Source organism: Pseudomonas sp. Irchel s3h9, assembly GCF_900187475.1.
Classification (GTDB): domain Bacteria; phylum Pseudomonadota; class Gammaproteobacteria; order Pseudomonadales; family Pseudomonadaceae; genus Aquipseudomonas; species Aquipseudomonas neuropathica.
On sequence record NZ_FYDH01000001.1, the window covers coordinates 390720 to 407888 of the forward strand.

15 protein-coding genes are annotated in these 17169 nt (G+C 59.7%); 14 read left to right on the top strand and 1 reads right to left on the bottom strand.

All coding sequences use genetic code 11. The features are described from left to right. From waaC to CKW26_RS01735, 10 genes are all read left to right on the top strand, one after another. On the top strand, positions 1-1062 hold the full coding sequence (gene waaC / locus CKW26_RS01690; protein WP_077570514.1) for a lipopolysaccharide heptosyltransferase I: 1062 nt from the start codon (positions 1-3) through the stop codon (positions 1060-1062). After that, positions 1062-2183, top strand: coding sequence for a glycosyltransferase family 4 protein (locus tag CKW26_RS01695; RefSeq protein WP_095047255.1), 1122 nt, complete (start codon positions 1062-1064; stop codon positions 2181-2183). Before waaC ends, CKW26_RS01695 begins: the two co-directional genes overlap by 1 nt. Then, entirely contained in the window at positions 2183-2989 is an 807-nt protein-coding gene (gene rfaP, locus CKW26_RS01700) for a lipopolysaccharide core heptose(I) kinase RfaP (protein WP_093430127.1), read from the top strand. The genes CKW26_RS01695 and rfaP overlap by 1 nt, the downstream gene beginning before the upstream one ends. Continuing rightward, on the top strand, positions 2989-3723 hold the full coding sequence (locus CKW26_RS01705; RefSeq protein ID WP_093430128.1) for a lipopolysaccharide kinase InaA family protein: 735 nt from the start codon (positions 2989-2991) through the stop codon (positions 3721-3723). Before rfaP ends, CKW26_RS01705 begins: the two co-directional genes overlap by 1 nt. Next, entirely contained in the window at positions 3720-4472 is a 753-nt protein-coding gene (locus CKW26_RS01710) for a lipopolysaccharide kinase InaA family protein (RefSeq protein WP_095047256.1), read from the top strand. Before CKW26_RS01705 ends, CKW26_RS01710 begins: the two co-directional genes overlap by 4 nt. Next, positions 4472-5923 (top strand): lipopolysaccharide kinase InaA family protein, encoded by a 1452-nt coding sequence (locus CKW26_RS01715; RefSeq protein WP_095047257.1) that lies wholly within the window; start codon positions 4472-4474, stop codon positions 5921-5923. Before CKW26_RS01710 ends, CKW26_RS01715 begins: the two co-directional genes overlap by 1 nt. Positions 5924-6042: 119 nt before the next feature. Then, a complete protein-coding gene (locus tag CKW26_RS01720; protein ID WP_093430131.1) occupies positions 6043-6378 on the top strand; it encodes a YceK/YidQ family lipoprotein in 336 nt (111 codons plus the stop codon). A 172-nt stretch (positions 6379-6550) separates the two neighbouring features. Then, positions 6551-8305 (top strand): carbamoyltransferase, encoded by a 1755-nt coding sequence (locus CKW26_RS01725; protein ID WP_095047258.1) that lies wholly within the window; start codon positions 6551-6553, stop codon positions 8303-8305. Then, positions 8298-9206: a glycosyltransferase family A protein gene (locus tag CKW26_RS01730; RefSeq protein WP_095047259.1), complete on the top strand. Its 909-nt coding sequence runs from the start codon at positions 8298-8300 to the stop codon at positions 9204-9206. Before CKW26_RS01725 ends, CKW26_RS01730 begins: the two co-directional genes overlap by 8 nt. Before the next feature lie 75 nt (positions 9207-9281). Continuing rightward, on the top strand, positions 9282-10721 hold the full coding sequence (locus CKW26_RS01735) for a hypothetical protein (RefSeq protein ID WP_245398016.1): 1440 nt from the start codon (positions 9282-9284) through the stop codon (positions 10719-10721). A gap of 3 nt (positions 10722-10724) precedes the next feature. Here the strand turns inward: CKW26_RS01735 and CKW26_RS01740 are convergent, their stop codons facing one another. Continuing rightward, complete coding sequence (locus tag CKW26_RS01740) at positions 10725-11378, bottom strand: toluene tolerance protein (RefSeq protein ID WP_095047261.1); 654 nt, start codon at positions 11376-11378, stop codon at positions 10725-10727. 125 nt (positions 11379-11503) lie between these two features. On the opposite strand from CKW26_RS01740, the gene msbA reads away from it, so the two are divergent. From msbA to hldE, 4 genes are all read left to right on the top strand, one after another. Next, on the top strand, positions 11504-13330 hold the full coding sequence (gene msbA / locus CKW26_RS01745; RefSeq protein ID WP_095047262.1) for a lipid A export permease/ATP-binding protein MsbA: 1827 nt from the start codon (positions 11504-11506) through the stop codon (positions 13328-13330). After that, positions 13324-14220 carry a GNAT family N-acetyltransferase gene (locus CKW26_RS01750; protein WP_095047263.1) on the top strand — a complete coding sequence of 299 codons (897 nt, stop codon included), beginning with the start codon at positions 13324-13326 and terminating at the stop codon, positions 14218-14220. Before msbA ends, CKW26_RS01750 begins: the two co-directional genes overlap by 7 nt. A gap of 4 nt (positions 14221-14224) precedes the next feature. Next, complete coding sequence (locus CKW26_RS01755) at positions 14225-15625, top strand: PIG-L deacetylase family protein (RefSeq protein ID WP_095047264.1); 1401 nt, start codon at positions 14225-14227, stop codon at positions 15623-15625. Positions 15626-15689: 64 nt separating this feature from the next. After that, positions 15690-17111 carry a bifunctional D-glycero-beta-D-manno-heptose-7-phosphate kinase/D-glycero-beta-D-manno-heptose 1-phosphate adenylyltransferase HldE gene (gene hldE, locus CKW26_RS01760; protein WP_095047265.1) on the top strand — a complete coding sequence of 474 codons (1422 nt, stop codon included), beginning with the start codon at positions 15690-15692 and terminating at the stop codon, positions 17109-17111. Positions 17112-17169: the final 58 nt, after the last annotated feature.

Sequence of the window (17169 nt, forward strand, 5' to 3'; positions counted from 1 at the left end):
TTGCGGGTACTGCTGATCAAGACTTCATCGCTGGGTGACGTGATTCATGCGTTGCCGGCGCTGACCGACGCCGCCCGGGCCATTCCCGGAATCAAGTTCGACTGGGTAGTGGAAGAAGGTTTCGCCGAGATCCCGACCTGGCACCCGGCCGTTGGCAAAGTGATTCCGGTGGCGATCCGTCGCTGGCGCAAAAACCTCTGGAAAACCATCACCAGCGGCGAGTGGAAACGCTTCAAACAAAGTGTGCGCGCCAATAAATACGACTTGGTGATCGACGCTCAAGGCCTGCTGAAAAGCGCCTGGCTGACCCGCTACGTCAAAGCGCCGGTAGCCGGCCTCGATAAAGGTTCGGCGCGAGAGCCGATGGCTTCGCGTTTCTATGACCGCAAACTGGCTGTGGCCCGCGGTCAGCACGCCGTCGAGCGAGTGCGCCAACTGTTCGCCATTGCTCTCGGCTACGACTTGCCGAAAGGCTTGGGCGATTACGGCCTCAACGTCGAGCGTCTGGTCGAGCTGCCGCGCAAAAACGCCTTTGTGGTCTTCCTGCATGGCACTACTTGGGACACCAAACACTGGCCGGAAAGTTACTGGCGCGAACTGACTGAACGCGTCGGCTACCTCGGCGTCGGCGTCAAACTGCCGTGGGGCAACCCACAGGAAAAGGCCCGCGCCGAACGCATCGCCGCCGGTTTCAAACACGCCGAAGTGCTGCCGAAGCTCAATCTGGCCGGCGTCGGCAAAGTCCTCGCTGGTGCGCAAGCCTGCGTCGCGGTGGATACCGGTCTCGGCCACTTGGCCGCCGCGCTGGACGTGCCGACCATCTCGCTGTTCGGCCCGACCAACCCGGGCCTGACCGGCGCCTACGGCAAGTTGCAGATTCACCTGGCCAGCGACTTCCCGTGCGCGCCATGCCTGCAAAAGAAATGTACCTATCAACCGACCGCGCAGGATGCCCGTCAGTTTGACCTGAAGCGTGAACAGCCGCTGTGCTTCACGCGTCTGAACCCCGAGCGTGTCGCCAGCCGACTGAGCACGTTGTTAATGGCTGAGGAGCTGCGCTGATGCAATTGGCATTCGTCCTGTACAAATATTTCCCGTTCGGTGGTTTGCAGCGCGACTTTATGCGCATCGCCCTTGAATGCCAGAAGCGCGGGCATCAGATTCGCGTCTACACACTGATCTGGGAAGGCGACGTGCCGCCCGGTTTTGAGGTGCTGGTGGCGCCGGTCAAGGCGTTCTTCAACCATCGTCGCAACGAAAAACTCAGCGCGTGGATGGCAGCGGACCTGGCCAAGCGCCCGGTCGATCGCCTGATCGGGTTCAACAAGATGCCGGGGCTGGACGTCTACTACGCCGCCGATGGCTGCTTCGAAGACAAGGCGCAGAACTTGCGCAATTCGCTGTACCGCCGTTGGGGTCGCTATCGCCACTTCGCCGAGTACGAGCGCGCAGTGTTCGCCAAGGATGCGAAGACCGAAGTGCTGATGATTTCCGAAGTGCAGCAGCCGCTGTTCATCAAGCATTACGACACGCCACTTGAGCGTTTCCATCTGCTGCCGCCAGGCATCGCCCAGGATCGTCGCCGCCCGGCGGATGCCGCTGAAATTCGCGCCGGTTTCCGCGCTGAATTCAATCTCAAGGACGACGAACTGCTGCTGGTGCAGATCGGCTCCGGCTTCAAGACCAAAGGCGTCGATCGCAGCCTGAAAGCGCTGGCTGCATTGCCTGCCGAACTGAAGAAACGCACCCGGCTGTTTGTAATCGGCCAGGATGACCCCAAATTATTCCAGATGCAGAGCGCAACTTTGGGTCTGGGCGATAACGTAACGTTCCTCAAGGGGCGCAGCGATATCCCGCGTTTCCTGCTCGGCGCCGATCTGTTGATCCACCCGGCCTACAACGAAAACACCGGTACTGTGTTGCTCGAAGCGCTGGTCGCCGGTTTGCCGGTGCTGGTCAGCGCGGTCTGCGGTTACGCCCATTACATTGCCGAGGCGGATGCCGGGCGAGTGCTGGACGAACCGTTCGATCAGGCGCAACTGACGCAATACTTGACTGAAATGTTGCATGACGACGCTGCACGCGCGGCCTGGAGCCGCAATGGTCTGGCCTTCGCCGAGACGGCCGACCTCTACAGCATGCCGCAGCACGCGGCCGATGTGATTCTGGCGGAGCACGCTTAATGAAGTTGATGCTGGCTGAACCGTTCAAAAGCCTGTGGGCCGGCCGCGACCCGTTCGCTGAAGTCGAAGGCTTGCAGGGCGAGGTATACCGCGAGCTGGAAGCACGCCGGACGCTGCGCACGGAAGTCGACGGCAACGGATTTTTCGTCAAGATCCACCGAGGTATCGGCTGGGGCGAGATCTTCAAGAATCTGCTGACCGCCAAGCTGCCGGTTCTCGGCGCGGGCCAGGAGTGGCAAGCCATTCAGCGTCTGCAGGAAGTCGGCGTGCCGACCATGACTGCCGTGGCTTACGGCGAGAAGGGCAGTAACCCGGCAGATCAGCACTCGTTTATCGTCACCGAAGAACTGGCGCCGACCATCAGCCTCGAAGACTTCAGCATCGATTGGGTCAAGCAGCCGCCCGAGCCGAAACTCAAGCGCGCGCTGATCGCCGAAGTCGCACGCATGACCGGCATGATGCACCGCGCTGGCGTCAACCATCGTGACTGCTATATCTGCCACTTCCTGCTGCACACCGATAAACCGGTGACGCCAGACGACTTCAAACTCTCAGTGATCGACCTGCACCGTGCCCAGACCCGCACGAAAATCACTCAGCGCTGGCGCAATAAAGATCTGGCCGCGTTGTACTTTTCCGCGCTGGACATCGGCCTGACCCGCCGCGACAAACTGCGTTTCCTCAAAGGCTATTTCCAGCAACCGCTGCGCCAGATCCTGGCTGAAGAAGCGCCGTTGCTGAGCTGGCTGGAAGGCAAGGCCAACAAACTCTACGCGCGTAAACAGCGTTACGGGGATGCGCTCTGATGGCGGGTTGGACTCTCGAGCCGCAATACAGCGAGCTCGCCGAAGACTTCGGCAGTCTCGAAGCGGTATTTGCGTTGCAGGGCGAACGCCTGACCCGTGATCCGCTGTCGGAAGTGATTCGCGTGCAGCGCAACGGCGTCAATTATTACGTCAAACGCTATGTCGGCGCCGGTAAAGGCTTGCGCCGTTACCTCGGCAAGCCGCGGGTGAAGATGGAATGGCAGAACCTCAAGCGCTTCGCCAAGTGGGGCATTCCCACCGCTGAAGTGGTGGCCTGGGGGCTGGAGCGACGTGGCGCGGCGTATGATCGTGGCGCCATGATCACCCGTGAACTGCCCGACACCGAAGACCTTTCGGCGCTCGCCGAGCGCAAGGATCCGAAACTCAAGGATCGCGCCTGGGTCGACGGTGTCAGTCGGCAATTGGCCGGCTATACCCGGACGATGCATGATCACCGATTTACCCATAACGATCTGAAATGGCGCAACCTGTTGATCGATGATCAGGCGCGGATATTTCTGATCGATTGCCCTAACGGCGAGTTCTGGCGCGGCTTCTGGCTCAAGTATCGGATCACCAAGGATCTGGCCTGTCTCGATAAACTCGCCAAATACCACCTGTCCAATACCCAACGCCTGCGCTTCTATAAGCAATACCGCCAGTGCGATCGGCTTGATAGCGCCGACAAGAAACGGATTCGGCACGTGGTGAGATTTTTCGAGGGACGCGAATGACTGATTTTCTCGCCGCTGAAGACCGCGCACTGCTTGAGCGCCATGGTCTTGGCACTTTTGACGCGCTTTGGGCGAAGCAGCTTGAGGCCGTGGACGAACCCAATACCGCCCGTGGCGGTTGGAGCAGCGTCTTCCGTCTGGATCTTGAAGGGCAAGGTTATTACCTCAAGCGCCAGAGCAACTACCTGACGCGGACCTTGCATGCGCCTTTCGGCGAGCCAAGCTTTGCCCGCGAGTTTCGCAATATCAGTCGCTATCGCATGCTCGGTATCCCGGCGCTGCAAGCGGCGTTTTTCGGTGAGCGTAAGGTCAACGGCGAAGTCCGTGCCATCCTGCTGACTCGGGCACTCGATGGCTGGAGTGATCTGGAATCGCTGTTGCAGCGTTGGGCGCAGCTCAGTACCGCGCAGCATTCAGCCATTCTCAAGGCTTGCGGATTGCTCGCGCGGCATCTGCACGGCGTGCGTCAGGTGCACGGCTGCTTCTATCCCAAACATATTTTTCTGCGAGCCACCGGTGACGGGTATCAGGCGCAATTGATCGACCTGGAAAAGACCCGGCCGTTGTTGTTTGGTATGCGCGACCGGATCAAGGATCTGGAACCGCTGCAACGTCGCGCACCGGAATGGAACGAGGCGCAACTGCGTGAATTGCTCGCGGCTTATCTCGATCAGCCCACTGACAGCGCGCTGCTGGACAGTTGGCTGGCCCGGCTGACCGCGCGTCGCAGCCACAAGGAGACCCGCTGATGCAATTGTCCGAGCTGGCCGGTGCCGGACGAGCCCCGCAATTGCCACTGACGGTGACGCTGGCCGATGCCGCCGGCAGTGCTGATCTGCAATTGCTGAGCCTGCTGCGGGTGTTGCCGGGACAGCGTTACGTTGGCGCCGGTGTCTGGCGCGGGCGTCCGGTGCTGGCCAAATTGCTGGTCGGCGGCAAAGCTGCCCGGCATTTTCAGCGCGAGCTGGAAGGCGTGCGCTTGCTGGCTGCGCAAGGCCTGACCACGCCGCTGCTCCTGGCCGATGGTTTGCAAAATGGCGAAGGTGGCTGGTTGCTGTTCGATTTCCTTGAGGGTGCCGAAAGCCTTGGCGATGCCTGGGCGAAAGTCGAGTCGCTGCCGGTGTTGGCCGATGAACAATCGGCGGTGCTGGCCGAGGCGCTGGGCGCTATTGGCCAATTGCACGGCAAAGGGCTTTGGCAGGAAGATCTGCACCTGGACAATCTGTTGCGCCACGGCGACCAGTTGTACTTGATTGACGGTGCCGGGATTTGCGCAGAAACCGCCGGCCAGCCGTTGTCGCGACAAAAAGTCCTGGAAAATCTCGGGGTGTTTTTCGCCCAGTTACCCAAGGCGTTGGAACCGTTCACTGAAGAGCTGCTGGTGTATTACCTGTTGAGCAATAGCGAGCATGCGTTGCCGCTGGAGGCCTTGCAGAAACAGATCGACAAAGTGCGGCGCTGGCGTTTGAAAGACTTCCTGATCAAGGTCGGTCGCGAGTGCACGCTGTTCAGTGTGCAGCGTGGAGCGTTCGCTCTGCGCGCGATCCGCCGCGAAGAAGAGTCAGCCATGCTGCCGGTGCTGGAGCAGGCTGATGCGTTGCTTGATCAGGGTCACCTGTACAAGACCGGTGGTGCGGCGAGCGTTGGCAAGGTTCAGGCCGGTGCGCGCGCGCTGGTGATCAAGCGCTACAACATCAAGGGCTTTGCGCATTGGCTCAAGCGTTTCTGGCGGCCAAGTCGGGCCTGGCATTCGTGGCGCGAAGGCAATCGCCTGGCGTTTCTCGGCATCGCCACACCCAAACCGCTGGCGGTGCTGGAAAAGCGCTTTTTGTGGCTGCGCAGCCGTGCGTATCTGGTGACCGAGTTCCTGCCGGGGCCGGATATCATCGAGCGCTTTGCGCCGTACGTTGAAAGTGGTGAAGCGCCGGAAGCGGAGTTGCAGGCGCTGGATCAGTTGTTCGCCAGATTGATTGACGAGCGGATCAGCCATGGCGACTTCAAGGGACATAATCTGTTCTGGCAGCAGGATCGCTGGGCGCTGATCGATCTGGACTCGATGTGCCAGCATGGATCTGTCGGCAGTTTCGCGCCGGCCTATGCCCGTGACCGTGCGCGATTCATGCGCAACTGGCCCGAAAGCAGCGCGCTGTATCGGATTATTGATCTGCGGTTGCCGAAAGATATTTCCAGCGTGCCCTGAGACAAACCAGCAGTAGAGGACAAGATTCAGCGACTTGTCCTACAGCTTCTCCAGAAGCCATGAACTGTGCCCTGTTCAGTCCCGATGCTAATTTGCCCAACGACCTTGGAGGGCGAATTTTGACCATTAAACAGGCTGCAACGCTGGGTGTATTTTCATGGATTCTGGCTGGCTGTGGCAGCGCCATGACTGTCTTGCAGGACGATGCCGACGTGGCGCGGGACATGCGCAAACAAAAAACCTATTGCCAGTCCATTCCGCGGATTTACAGCGGTCTGGCCTTCGACTTCTGCGTGTTGAACGCGCCGCCGGATCCCAGCGGTTTTCTGGTGCCATTCGTGTTGCTGGATCTGCCATTGTCCGGAGTATTCGATACAGTAGCGTTGCCCTATACGGTTTATCGTCAGCTCACCGACGGCAATCTTGGTATTTACTGGCGCAAGGGCAGTTATTGAGTAGCAGGGTAAGGTTTCTCCAAACCATTCACCCCGAGGGCAATCGCACAGGGTAATTCCCTACTCGTTTACGCTATAATCCCGCCCTTTAGCTGTCACTCGCCCTGTGCGGGGGCACATCAATTTTCAAGGCGCATCGCGCCTGCACGCAGACTAAAGAGGCTAGACCCCTGTGGCATTGACGATTCTTGGCCTGTCCGGCGCCCTTAGCCATGACCCTTCAGCAGCCTTGTACATCGACGGCAAGCTGGTGGCGGCGGCTGAAGAAGAGCGCTTCGTACGCGATAAGCATGCAAAGAACCGCATGCCCTACGAATCGGCGAAGTTCTGTCTTGAGCAGGCCGGCATCAAGCCGTCCGACGTTGACGTAGTTGCGATCCCGTTCGCTCCGATCAGCCTGTTCGGCAAGGCGCGCTGGCACTACGCCAAGCGTTACTGGTACGCGCCGGATCGCGCCCTGGATGCGATCCTGATGGGCAACCGCCGCTACAAGCGCTACCGCAACAAGATTGTCTGGTGCCTGGAGCAATTGGGTTTTGATCCGAAGAAGATCAAGATCGAACCAGTCGAGCACCACTTGGCTCACGCCTCCAGCGCCTACCACTGCTCTGGCTTCAAAGAAAAAACCGCGATCCTCGGTATCGACGGCAAGGGCGAGTACGCCACGACCTTCTTTGGCTACGGTGAGAACGGCAAGATCCACAAGATCAAGGAATTCTTCGATCCGGACTCCCTCGGCGGCCTGTATGGCGCGATCACCGAGTTCCTCGGCTTCGAGATGCTCGACGGTGAGTTCAAGGTCATGGGCATGGCGCCTTACGGCGATGCCAGCAAGTACGATTTCTCGCGTCTGGCCTCGTTCGAAAACGGTGAGCTGGTGATCAACACCGACTACGCCAACGTTATCGGCCTGCGCCGCTATAAAGAGAAGGGCAAAGGCTTCTACTTCTCGCCTAAGCTGATCGAGTGGCTGGGGCCGAAGCGCGAAGGCGATATTGCTGACGAACCTTACATTCACTACGCCGCGAGCATGCAAGCGCTGTTCGAGAAGCTGGCGCTGCAGATGATCGATCACTATTTGGGTGACGTGCTCAAGGAAACCGGCAAACTGGCCTTCGCCGGTGGCTGTGCGCTGAACGTCAAACTGAACCAGAAAATCATTGCCCGCGACGACATCAAGGAACTGTTCGTGCAACCGGCGTCCGGCGATGCCGGTACGGCGGTCGGCGCAGCTGCCTATGTGTCCCACGCCCGTGGCGTGCCGGTCGAGAAGATGGAGCACGTCTACCTCGGCCCGTCGTACAGCAACGAGGACGTGATCGCCGCTTGCGCCCGTCACGAGAACAAGCCAGCGTGGCGCAAGCTCGATAACATGCCGGAACAGATCGCCAAAATCATGGTTGATGGTAATCCCGTGGCCTGGTTCCAGGGACGTATGGAGTTCGGCCCGCGTGCATTGGGTGGTCGTTCGATCATTGGTTGCCCAAGCGTGGCTGGCGTGGCTGATCGCATCAACCACCAGATCAAGTTCCGCGAGCGCTGGAGGCCTTTCTGCCCGTCGATGCTCGACACTGTTGCGCCGCAAATGATCAAGATCGATCACCCGGCACCGTTCATGACCTTCACGTTTGAAGTGGCGGAAGAGTGGAAGACCCGTGTGCCGGAAGTCGTCCATGAAGATGGCACTTCTCGTGCCCAGGTCCTCAAGCGTGAATACAACCCGCGCTACTACGACATGATGAAGGCGCTGGAAAACCTGACCGGTAACGGCGTATCGCTGAACACCTCGCTCAACCGTCGTGGCGAACCGATGATTTGCTCGCCGACCGACGCGTTGAACATGTTTTTCGGTTCGGATCTGGAATACCTGATCATGGAAGATATTCTGGTCGTAAAAGAGGGTGTGAAAGGATACGAACTTGACTGAAACACTGATCAGCGTCGTCATTCCGGTTTACAACTATGCGCGAACGCTGCCTCGTGCAGTGGAGTCGGTGTTGGCGCAATTGGATGAAACGACGGCGGATCTGCTGGTCATCGACGACGGGTCGACGGACGATACGCCTGAGGTCGTGGAAAGGCTCCTGCTCAAGCATGGCGGTCGTTTTCGCGCGCTGCGTAAAAGCAACGGCGGATTGTCGTCGGTACGCAATCGGGGGCTGGAAGAGACAACCGGGCAGTATCTGGTGTTTCTCGACTCTGACGATGAAATGGCTCCCGGTGCATTGGCTGCGCTTGCGCAGCACATTGCCAGTCATCCGCAGACCCTTATGGTGATCGGTGCGCACTGGTCAGTGTTCGCTGACGGGCGCCGCAGCTTGCAGGCGGCCAGGCCTTTGCCTGTGACGCCCCGCCAGCGCCTGCAGGGTTACCTGCTGAACAAGACGGTGTCGATTTCCAACGGTGCCTGTGCGATGCACCGCGAAGTGTTCGCTCTGGGCAATTACCCGGAACATTTGCGCAACGTCGAGGACCTGCCAGTGTTTGCCCAAGTGCTGGCGCGCTACCCCTGCACCGTTCTAGACAAGCCTCTGGCACTGATCCACAAGCACGCCGACAGCATGCGCCATGATTTGCGCCAGAGTCTTGCTGCCGGTACGGAGCAGGTCGTCAGCGAAGTGTTTTCCAGTCGAAGAATGCCCGAAGAAATGTGTGATCTGCGCCAGGCGTTTCTGGCACAGCGCTGTTTGTCGCTGTTTCGCGACTGTTATTCCCATGGCGAGTACAAGCTGGCCAGGTCGTTCTATTTCCAGGCTTTGCGTGCAGACTGGCGGACGTTTTCACGCTGGTCATACACCCGCAAGGCTTTGCGGTTGCTGTTTCGGTAAGTGGGTCGCGGTGATGTGCGCGTACCTTGTAACGGATGTCGGTGAGGTGGCTGGGTGAAAGGTACGGGCGGTAGTGTGGCAACTCGAGTCTCCAGAATCATCGACAAATACCCGGTCTGGCTGGCGTTTGTGGGCAGCGCGCTGTTATCGCTGATAGCCGTCCTGGGCACTGCGACAGTGGGACGTGATGCCGCGCTGTATATCGATATTGCGCAACAGGTCACCGAGCACGGGCCGAATGTGGCTTGGGCTACTTTCGACTGGCCCTGGTTTTCCTTTCTGCTGGCCGCTACGCATTCCATCCTGCATTTGCCGCTGGAGCTGAGTGCCTATCTTTGGTGTGCACTCTTTTTTGCCGGCACCAGCGCGTTGATGGTGGACTGCGTGCGTCAGCGGTCTGCGCTGGTCACCCGTTGGGCGTGCCTGGTGGTATTGGCCATGCCGGCGGTGAATGCCTTTCGAAACGACATCATCCGTGAGTGCGGTTTCTGGTTCTTCTGCACGCTGACGCTCTGGCTCGCGCTGCGCTGGCAAGCCCGTGGCGGCTGGTTGCGCGCGGCATTCATCCACCTGGCAATCGTCGCAGCAGCCTTGTTTCGGCTGGAGGCCTTATTGCTGGTGCCGGCGTTGGCTCTGTGGCAGTTGCCCAACCTGTGGTCATCTGGCCGACGGATGCAGTTTGCCCAGTTTTCGCTGCTGCCGGTTTTGGGGCTGCTGGCCATTTCGGCAACCAGTGTACTCATGTCGGCGCGAGTGATGCTGTATCTGGACATGATTGCCCCGCACAGTGTGTTCGCGTCCTTTCAAATGCTGTGCGATCAGTTTGCCAATTCGCTCATCAACAAGTACTCCCAGGATGAAGCGGGGCGGATCATTTTCTTCGGCATCCTGGCGACCATGACCATCAGTTTCGTGAAGTTGATGGGGCCTTTCGCCGTTCCCTTCATTCTGCGGCGTAACTGGGGGGTGCTAGGCGTCTACTGGCGCGACTATCGACCCTTCGCCTGGGCGGCGCTGCTGTATCTGATCGTGCTGGTGCTGTTTTTCATCAAGCAACAGTTCATGAATACGCGCTACCTGAGCTTTCTCAATCTGTTGTTTGTGCCCGTGCTGGCGATGGGGCTGGCGGCGTTTGTTCGCGAGTTCCCGCGTTGGGGCAGGTGGCTGGTGGTTCTGTGTTTGCTGGTGATGCTGTCGAACGTCATCTCCACCGGGGCCGGCAAAACCCATTACGTCCAGGCCGGACGCTGGTTGTCGGCCCATGTCGAGCCAGGGGCGAAGACCTATTTCGAGGATGGACGGATCAGCTATTACGCCGGTCGCGGCTACGTGTTGCCGGTACTGACCGCAGAGGAAGCGATGTCGGCAGCGCACGCGGGCGACTATCAGTACTTCCTCATCGAGGCCAAGGGTGACGAGCCTTGGCTGAATGAGTGGCTGGTGGCGCACAAGCTGCGCATCATCGAGCATTTCGCCAATCGCAAAGGTGCCACTGTAGTGGTCATCGGCCGCTAAGGCTTAACCGAGCAGCGGGCGCAGGCGCGAGATCAGCGGCGCTTGCCGGTTGCTCGGGAGTGCCTGCCGATAGCCCTCGATAAACGTGTCGCCGGCGTCCTGGCCGAGCAGCCATTGGCGGTCTTCCTTGTAGCGCAGCAAATGCGCGAAGTTACGCAGGCGTTTACTGTCACTGAGCGCGTGCTTCTGGCAGCGCAGGTCGGCAATATCGATCAGGCCCAAACGCTTGTCGGGGGTCTGCACGACGTTGCCAAAGTGCAGTGATCGAAAGTACACACCTTTTTCGTGCAGCAGGGCGAAGTACCCGCCCAGCTGGAATCTCAGTGTGTCAGCCTCTTCGTCAGTGCCTTGTAGCTGACGCACTGTATTGCCTTCCAGCGGGCTGTAATACACGCAGTCACGTTCGATGCTCGGGATGCGGTAGACCGCGATGACTTTGGGGCAGAGGATGCCGCGTTGTTCGAGGATCCGGGTATTGTCGGCAAAGCGTTGTGCATAGGGGTAGAACAGTGCCGAACTGAACAGCCGCTTGCGGCGGAACAGCTTGAGCATGCGTCCATCGGCCAATCTGAGCACCTTGTCGCCGGAACCGTCGGCTTCCAATACGTGTGCACCCTCGCGCAGTGCCTCGTAAGTGCTGTGATCAATCGATTGCATATCCGGCTCCCCATCATTAGCGGGGTATCTTAACCGACTTGGTCGAAAGCTGGTTCGAAGTCATGTTTATCGGGGCAAAAACGCGTGTGATATCATCGGCGCCTCACTGAATTGCGCGGATCACCATGAGCAGTCCTGAACCGAAAGCCCAGTCCACGCTGGCGATCTATTTCCGCCTTTTGGCTTACGTGCGGCCTTATGCCGGCCTTTTCCTTCTCAGCATCGTCGGGTTTCTGATTTTCGCATCGACTCAACCGATGCTCGCCTACATCCTCAAGTACTTTGTCGACGGTCTGGCCAATCCTGAAGCCAGTCTGTTCCCGGGCAACCCTTATCTGGGCAAGCTGCAGTTGCTCGAAACAGTGCCACTGATGATCGTCTTCATCGCGTTGTGGCAGGGCGTGGGTTCTTACCTGGGCAACTTCTTCCTGGCGCGGGTTTCTCTGGGCCTGGTGCATGACCTGCGGGTGGTGTTGTTCAATAAATTGCTGGAGTTGCCCAATCGCTTCTTCGACAAGAACAATTCCGGCCACCTGATTTCCCGGATCACCTTCAACGTGACCATGGTCACCGGCGCGGCAACGGATGCAATCAAAGTCGTCATCCGTGAAGGCATGACCGTGATTTTCCTGTTCTGCACACTGTTGTGGATGAACTGGAAGCTCACGCTGGTGATGGTCGCCATCCTGCCGTTGATCGGTTTGATGGTGAACAGCACCAGCAAAAAATTCCGCAAGCAAAGCAAGAAGATCCAGGTATCGATGGGCAACGTCACGCACGTCGCGTCCGAGACCATTCACGGCTATCGCGTCGTGCGCAGTTTTGGCGGCGAGCAGTACGAAAAGGATCGCTTTCGCGATGCCAGCCAGAGCAACACCGACAAGCAGTTGACGATGACCAAGACCGGCGCCGTTTACACGCCGATGCTGCAGCTGGTGACTTACAGCGCCATGGCGGTGGTCATGTTCCTCGTCCTGTACCTTCGCGGCGATGCATCGCCGGGTGATCTGGTGGCCTACATCACCATGGCTGGCTTGTTGCCCAAGCCGATCCGTCAGTTGTCGGAGGTCAGCTCGACGATTCAGAAGGGTGTCGCCGGTGCCGAAAGTATTTTCGAGCAACTGGATGAGCCGGCGGAAGTGGATCAGGGCACGGTCGAGCAAGATCGTCTCGAAGGCCGTCTGGAAGTGCGCAATCTGAGCTTCCACTATCCTGACACCGACAAAGCGGTGCTCAATGACATCAGTTTCGTCGTCGAACCGGGGCAAATGGTTGCCTTGGTCGGCCGCTCGGGCAGTGGCAAATCGACCCTGGCCAGCCTGATTCCGCGCTTTTATCAGCATGATGATGCGCAGGGCCAGATCTTGCTCGATGGCGTGCAGGTGCAGGACTTCACCTTGCGCAGCCTGCGTCGGCAGATTGCTCTGGTGACCCAACAGGTCACGCTATTCAACGATACGGTGACCAACAACATCGCCTACGGTGATCTGGCCGGTGCGCCGTTCGATGAGGTCAAGCGCGCGGCTACCGAAGCCTATGCCGATGAGTTCATCATCAAGATGCCGCAAGGCTACGAAACCATGGTCGGCGAAAACGGTGTGCTGCTGTCCGGCGGCCAGCGTCAGCGCATCGCCATTGCCCGGGCGTTGCTCAAGGATGCACCGCTGCTGATTCTCGACGAGGCCACTTCCGCGCTCGATACTGAGTCGGAGCGGCATATCCAGGCTGCCCTGGATCATGTGGTGAAAAACCGCACGACCCTGGTGATCGCTCACCGTTTGAGCACCATCGAGAAAGCCGACCTGATTCTGGTCATGGACGAAGGTCGCATCGTCGAGCGCGGCTCTCACGCACAATTGCTCGAGCAGAACGGCTATTACGCCCGTCTGCACGCCAAAGAGTTTGAAGAGGGTGACGAGCCTCAGCCGGCACACGCGACCGACGTATGCTGACGATGTTTCGCAGCTTTCGCGAGCGTGGCTGGACCGAAATCGACCGGGACAGCTACGCCCGTGCCTGGCAACGTTTCGGCGGCAGTTTTGCTACACACCCCGAAGTCGTCGAGCGCTTGTCAACGTTCCTTGGCATCGAGTTGCGCTACTTGGGCTGGGTCATTGGCGGTGATGTGCTGGCCGCCATCCCTTGCTGGGGGCGGCATGTTGCCTTGTCCAAGGAAGTGCTCAAGCGCGAGGGCAAGCGTGGCTTGCTGGACATGGGCAATGCGGAAATCATTCTGCCGATCGCGCCAGACGTCATCGTGCCGGTGCGCCAGCGCGTGGCTTATGTGTCCCAGCTCAATGCCGGGCAGATCAGCACGCTGAAGCCACAGCCTGAGGGCCTGGCGCTGGCCCGGTTGCCGGAAGAATATTCGAAGAAGTTCCGCTATAACCAGCGTCGCGAACAGCGCCTGCTGGAAGAGGCGGGTGGATCGCTGGTGTCGATGTCCGACTTTACGCCGCAGGAACAGGCTGCCGCTTACGGCGATCTGTTTCAGCGGCGCTGGGGCTTCGAGGTGCCGGGCAAGGCCGGGCTGGTTGAGGTCTTTACCTTGCTGCGCGAGTTCATGACCGGTTCGGTGGTGATGCTCGAATCGGCGCCCGTCGCCATTCAGGTGCTCTATCGCGTCGAGGCCCCGCAATGGGTTTCGCTGGAATACATCAACGGTGGTGTCGACCCGCAGAGCCGCGAGTTCAGCCCCGGCAGTGTGCTGAGTTTCGTCAACACCCAAGAGGCCTGGGCGCACGCGCAAGCGCTGGGCAAACCTCTGCGTTATTCATTCGGTCGTGCCGACCGAGAGTACAAGGATCGCTGGTGCCACACGGTGCCGGTCTACAAGGTCTGAATTCATGAGCGCTCGCAAGCAACAGCTTCTCAAGGCCCATCGGCGCAACAAGCGTCTGTTCCTGATCGCCTTTGTGCTGGCGCTGTTGCTGATCGGCGTGCTGATCGCGTGGTGGCTGGTGCCGCTGTTGCTGGTGCTGGCCTGGGTCGTTCACGAGGCCTGGTTTGCCGACCATTTGTTCTACCGGCCTACCGACGACTATCAATACGTCTTTCCGCCGCAAACCGCGCGGCAGGCCGTGAGTCTTGAGGGCGGCGTGGTAGGCCTGAGCGAACCGCTGGCGCAGGGCGAGACATTGGTACTCGAACTCGAAGTGAAGTCCTCCTGGCTGGGGCGCTGGCTCGATCCCTATGTTGAGGTGGGCGATGATCGTCAGGATCTGGAGCGGGGCGTCAGAGGGCGGCGTTTCCTTAATCTGTCGGGGCAGGTCGATGCGCTGGCGCAAGGGACTCTGACGCTGCGTGGCCGATATTGCGTACCTGCTGCGACGGGCGTGTTGTGGGTCATGGCCAATCCGGACTACAGCCGCCAGCGGGTCATGGTCATCGCGCCCCATGCCGATGATGCAGAGCTCGCCGCCTTCGGTCTGTACAGTCGATGCGAAGACGTCAGCATCGTCACCCTGACCCAGGGTGAGATCGAGGCTGAAGACTTTCAGCGGCTGGGCCTTGATCAAGCCGCAGCCGCTCGATTGAAGGGCCGCTTGCGCAGTTGGGACAGCCTGGTGATTCCGCTGTGGGGGGGCGTGCCTGCCGAGCGTTGTGTGCAATTGGGCTATTACTGCCTGCAACTGCCGTCGATGGTCGAAGCGCCGACCCAGGCGTTCGGCTCCCGGGAATCGCAGGAAAACGATATTCGCAGTGTGCGCCAGCATAACCCGTTGACCCTGCCCGCCGACGTTGACGGGCAGCCGACCTGGCAAAACCTGCTGGGTGATCTGACGGCCCTGCTTGAGCACTATCGCCCGGAAGTGGTCGTTACACCGCATCCTGAACTCGATCCCCACAGTGATCATGTAGCGTCGACCCAAGCGTTGCTTGAGGCTATCGAACGCAGTAGCTGGAAACCGGCGACCCTGCTGCTGTACGCCAATCACCTGCACGACAATGATCGCTGGCCCATGGGGCCTGCCGGTGCGGGTGTTCCGCTGCCTCCCGCCATCGAGCCGCTACCGGCTGATCGCCTGTGGAGTCCGCTGCTGTCGGCCGACGTGCAACTGGACAAAGCCATGGCGCTGGCCATGGAGCACGATCTGCAGGGCGGACAGGCGTTCAAACGGCAATTGCGCCGCAGGATCCAGCAGGCTCTGGCCGGCCGTCGCTGGCCTGAAACGGGCAGTAACGAGTTTTTCCGCAAGGCGGTCCGGCGTCACGAGTTGTTCTGGGTGCGCGACCTTTCAGATTGAGGCGGACGGCGCTTTACCCTGTGTTAATATCGCGCCCCTGTTCATTTTGTATGTGGGTTGCTCCATGAAGTTGTCCATGCCGCGTTTCGATCAAGCCCCGGTCTTGGTAGTCGGCGATGTCATGCTCGACCGTTACTGGCATGGCGGAACCTCACGGATTTCCCCTGAGGCGCCGGTGCCGGTCGTTAAGGTCGAGCAGATCGAAGACCGTCCGGGCGGTGCCGCGAACGTTGCCTTGAACATTGCCGCGCTGGGTGCGCCGGCGTCGCTGGTTGGTGTGACCGGCGATGACGAAGCCGCCGACAGCCTGAGCAACAGTCTCAAAGGCGCGGGCGTACGCGCTCTGTTCCAGCGCATCGCGCACCAGCCAACCATCGTCAAGCTGCGGGTCATGAGCCGGCACCAGCAACTGCTGCGTATCGACTTTGAAGAACCGTTCGCCACCGACGCTCTGGCCCTTGGTTCGCAGGTCGACGACCTGCTCGAAGGCATCAAGGTGCTGGTACTCTCCGATTACGGCAAAGGCGCCCTGAAAAACCATCAGGCGCTGATCCAGGCCGCCCGCGCGAAGAACATTCCGGTGCTGGCCGATCCAAAGGGCAAGGACTTCTCGATTTATCGCGGCGCCAGCCTGATCACCCCCAATCTCAGCGAATTCGAAGCCATCGTCGGCGGTTGCGTCGATGAGCATGAGCTGGTGAGCAAGGGCGCCGCCCTGATGCACGACCTCGAACTCGGTGCGCTGTTGGTGACACGCGGCGAACACGGCATGACCCTGTTGCGTCCGGATCAGCCAGCGCTGCACCTGCCGGCCCGTGCCCGTGAAGTGTTCGATGTCACCGGTGCCGGTGACACGGTGATCTCCACCCTGGCGGCAGCGATTGCCGCCGGTGAAGACCTGCCCCACGCCGTTGCGCTGGCCAACCTGGCCGCCGGCATCGTGGTCGGCAAACTCGGTACGGCCGCCATCAGCGCCCCGGAACTGCGTCGCGCCATTCAGCGCGAGGAGGGTTCTGAACGGGGTGTCCTGGGTCTGGAGCAGTTGCTGCTCGCCGTGGCCGATGCCCGTGCGCACAACGAGAAGATCGTCTTCACCAACGGCTGCTTCGACATCCTCCATGCCGGCCATGTGACCTACCTGGAGCAGGCGCGGGCACAGGGCGAACGGCTGATTGTCGCGGTCAACGATGATGCTTCGGTCAGCCGTCTCAAAGGCCCGGGCCGCCCGATCAACAGTGTTGACCGACGCATGGCGGTTCTCGCCGGCCTCGGCGCTGTGGACTGGGTGATCAGTTTCCCTGAAGGCACCCCGGAGAACCTGCTGCGCGAGGTCAAACCGGACGTGCTGGTCAAGGGCGGCGATTACGGCATCGATCAGGTAGTCGGCGCTGATATCGTCACTGCTTATGGCGGTACCGTAAAGGTGCTGGGACTGGTGGAAAACAGCTCGACAACTGCGATTGTCGAGAAGATCCGCAGTCGTTGATCAGATGAATTTTTACCGTTGTGTACTGCGTGTGAACGGATTTTGCCTTGGGGATTTT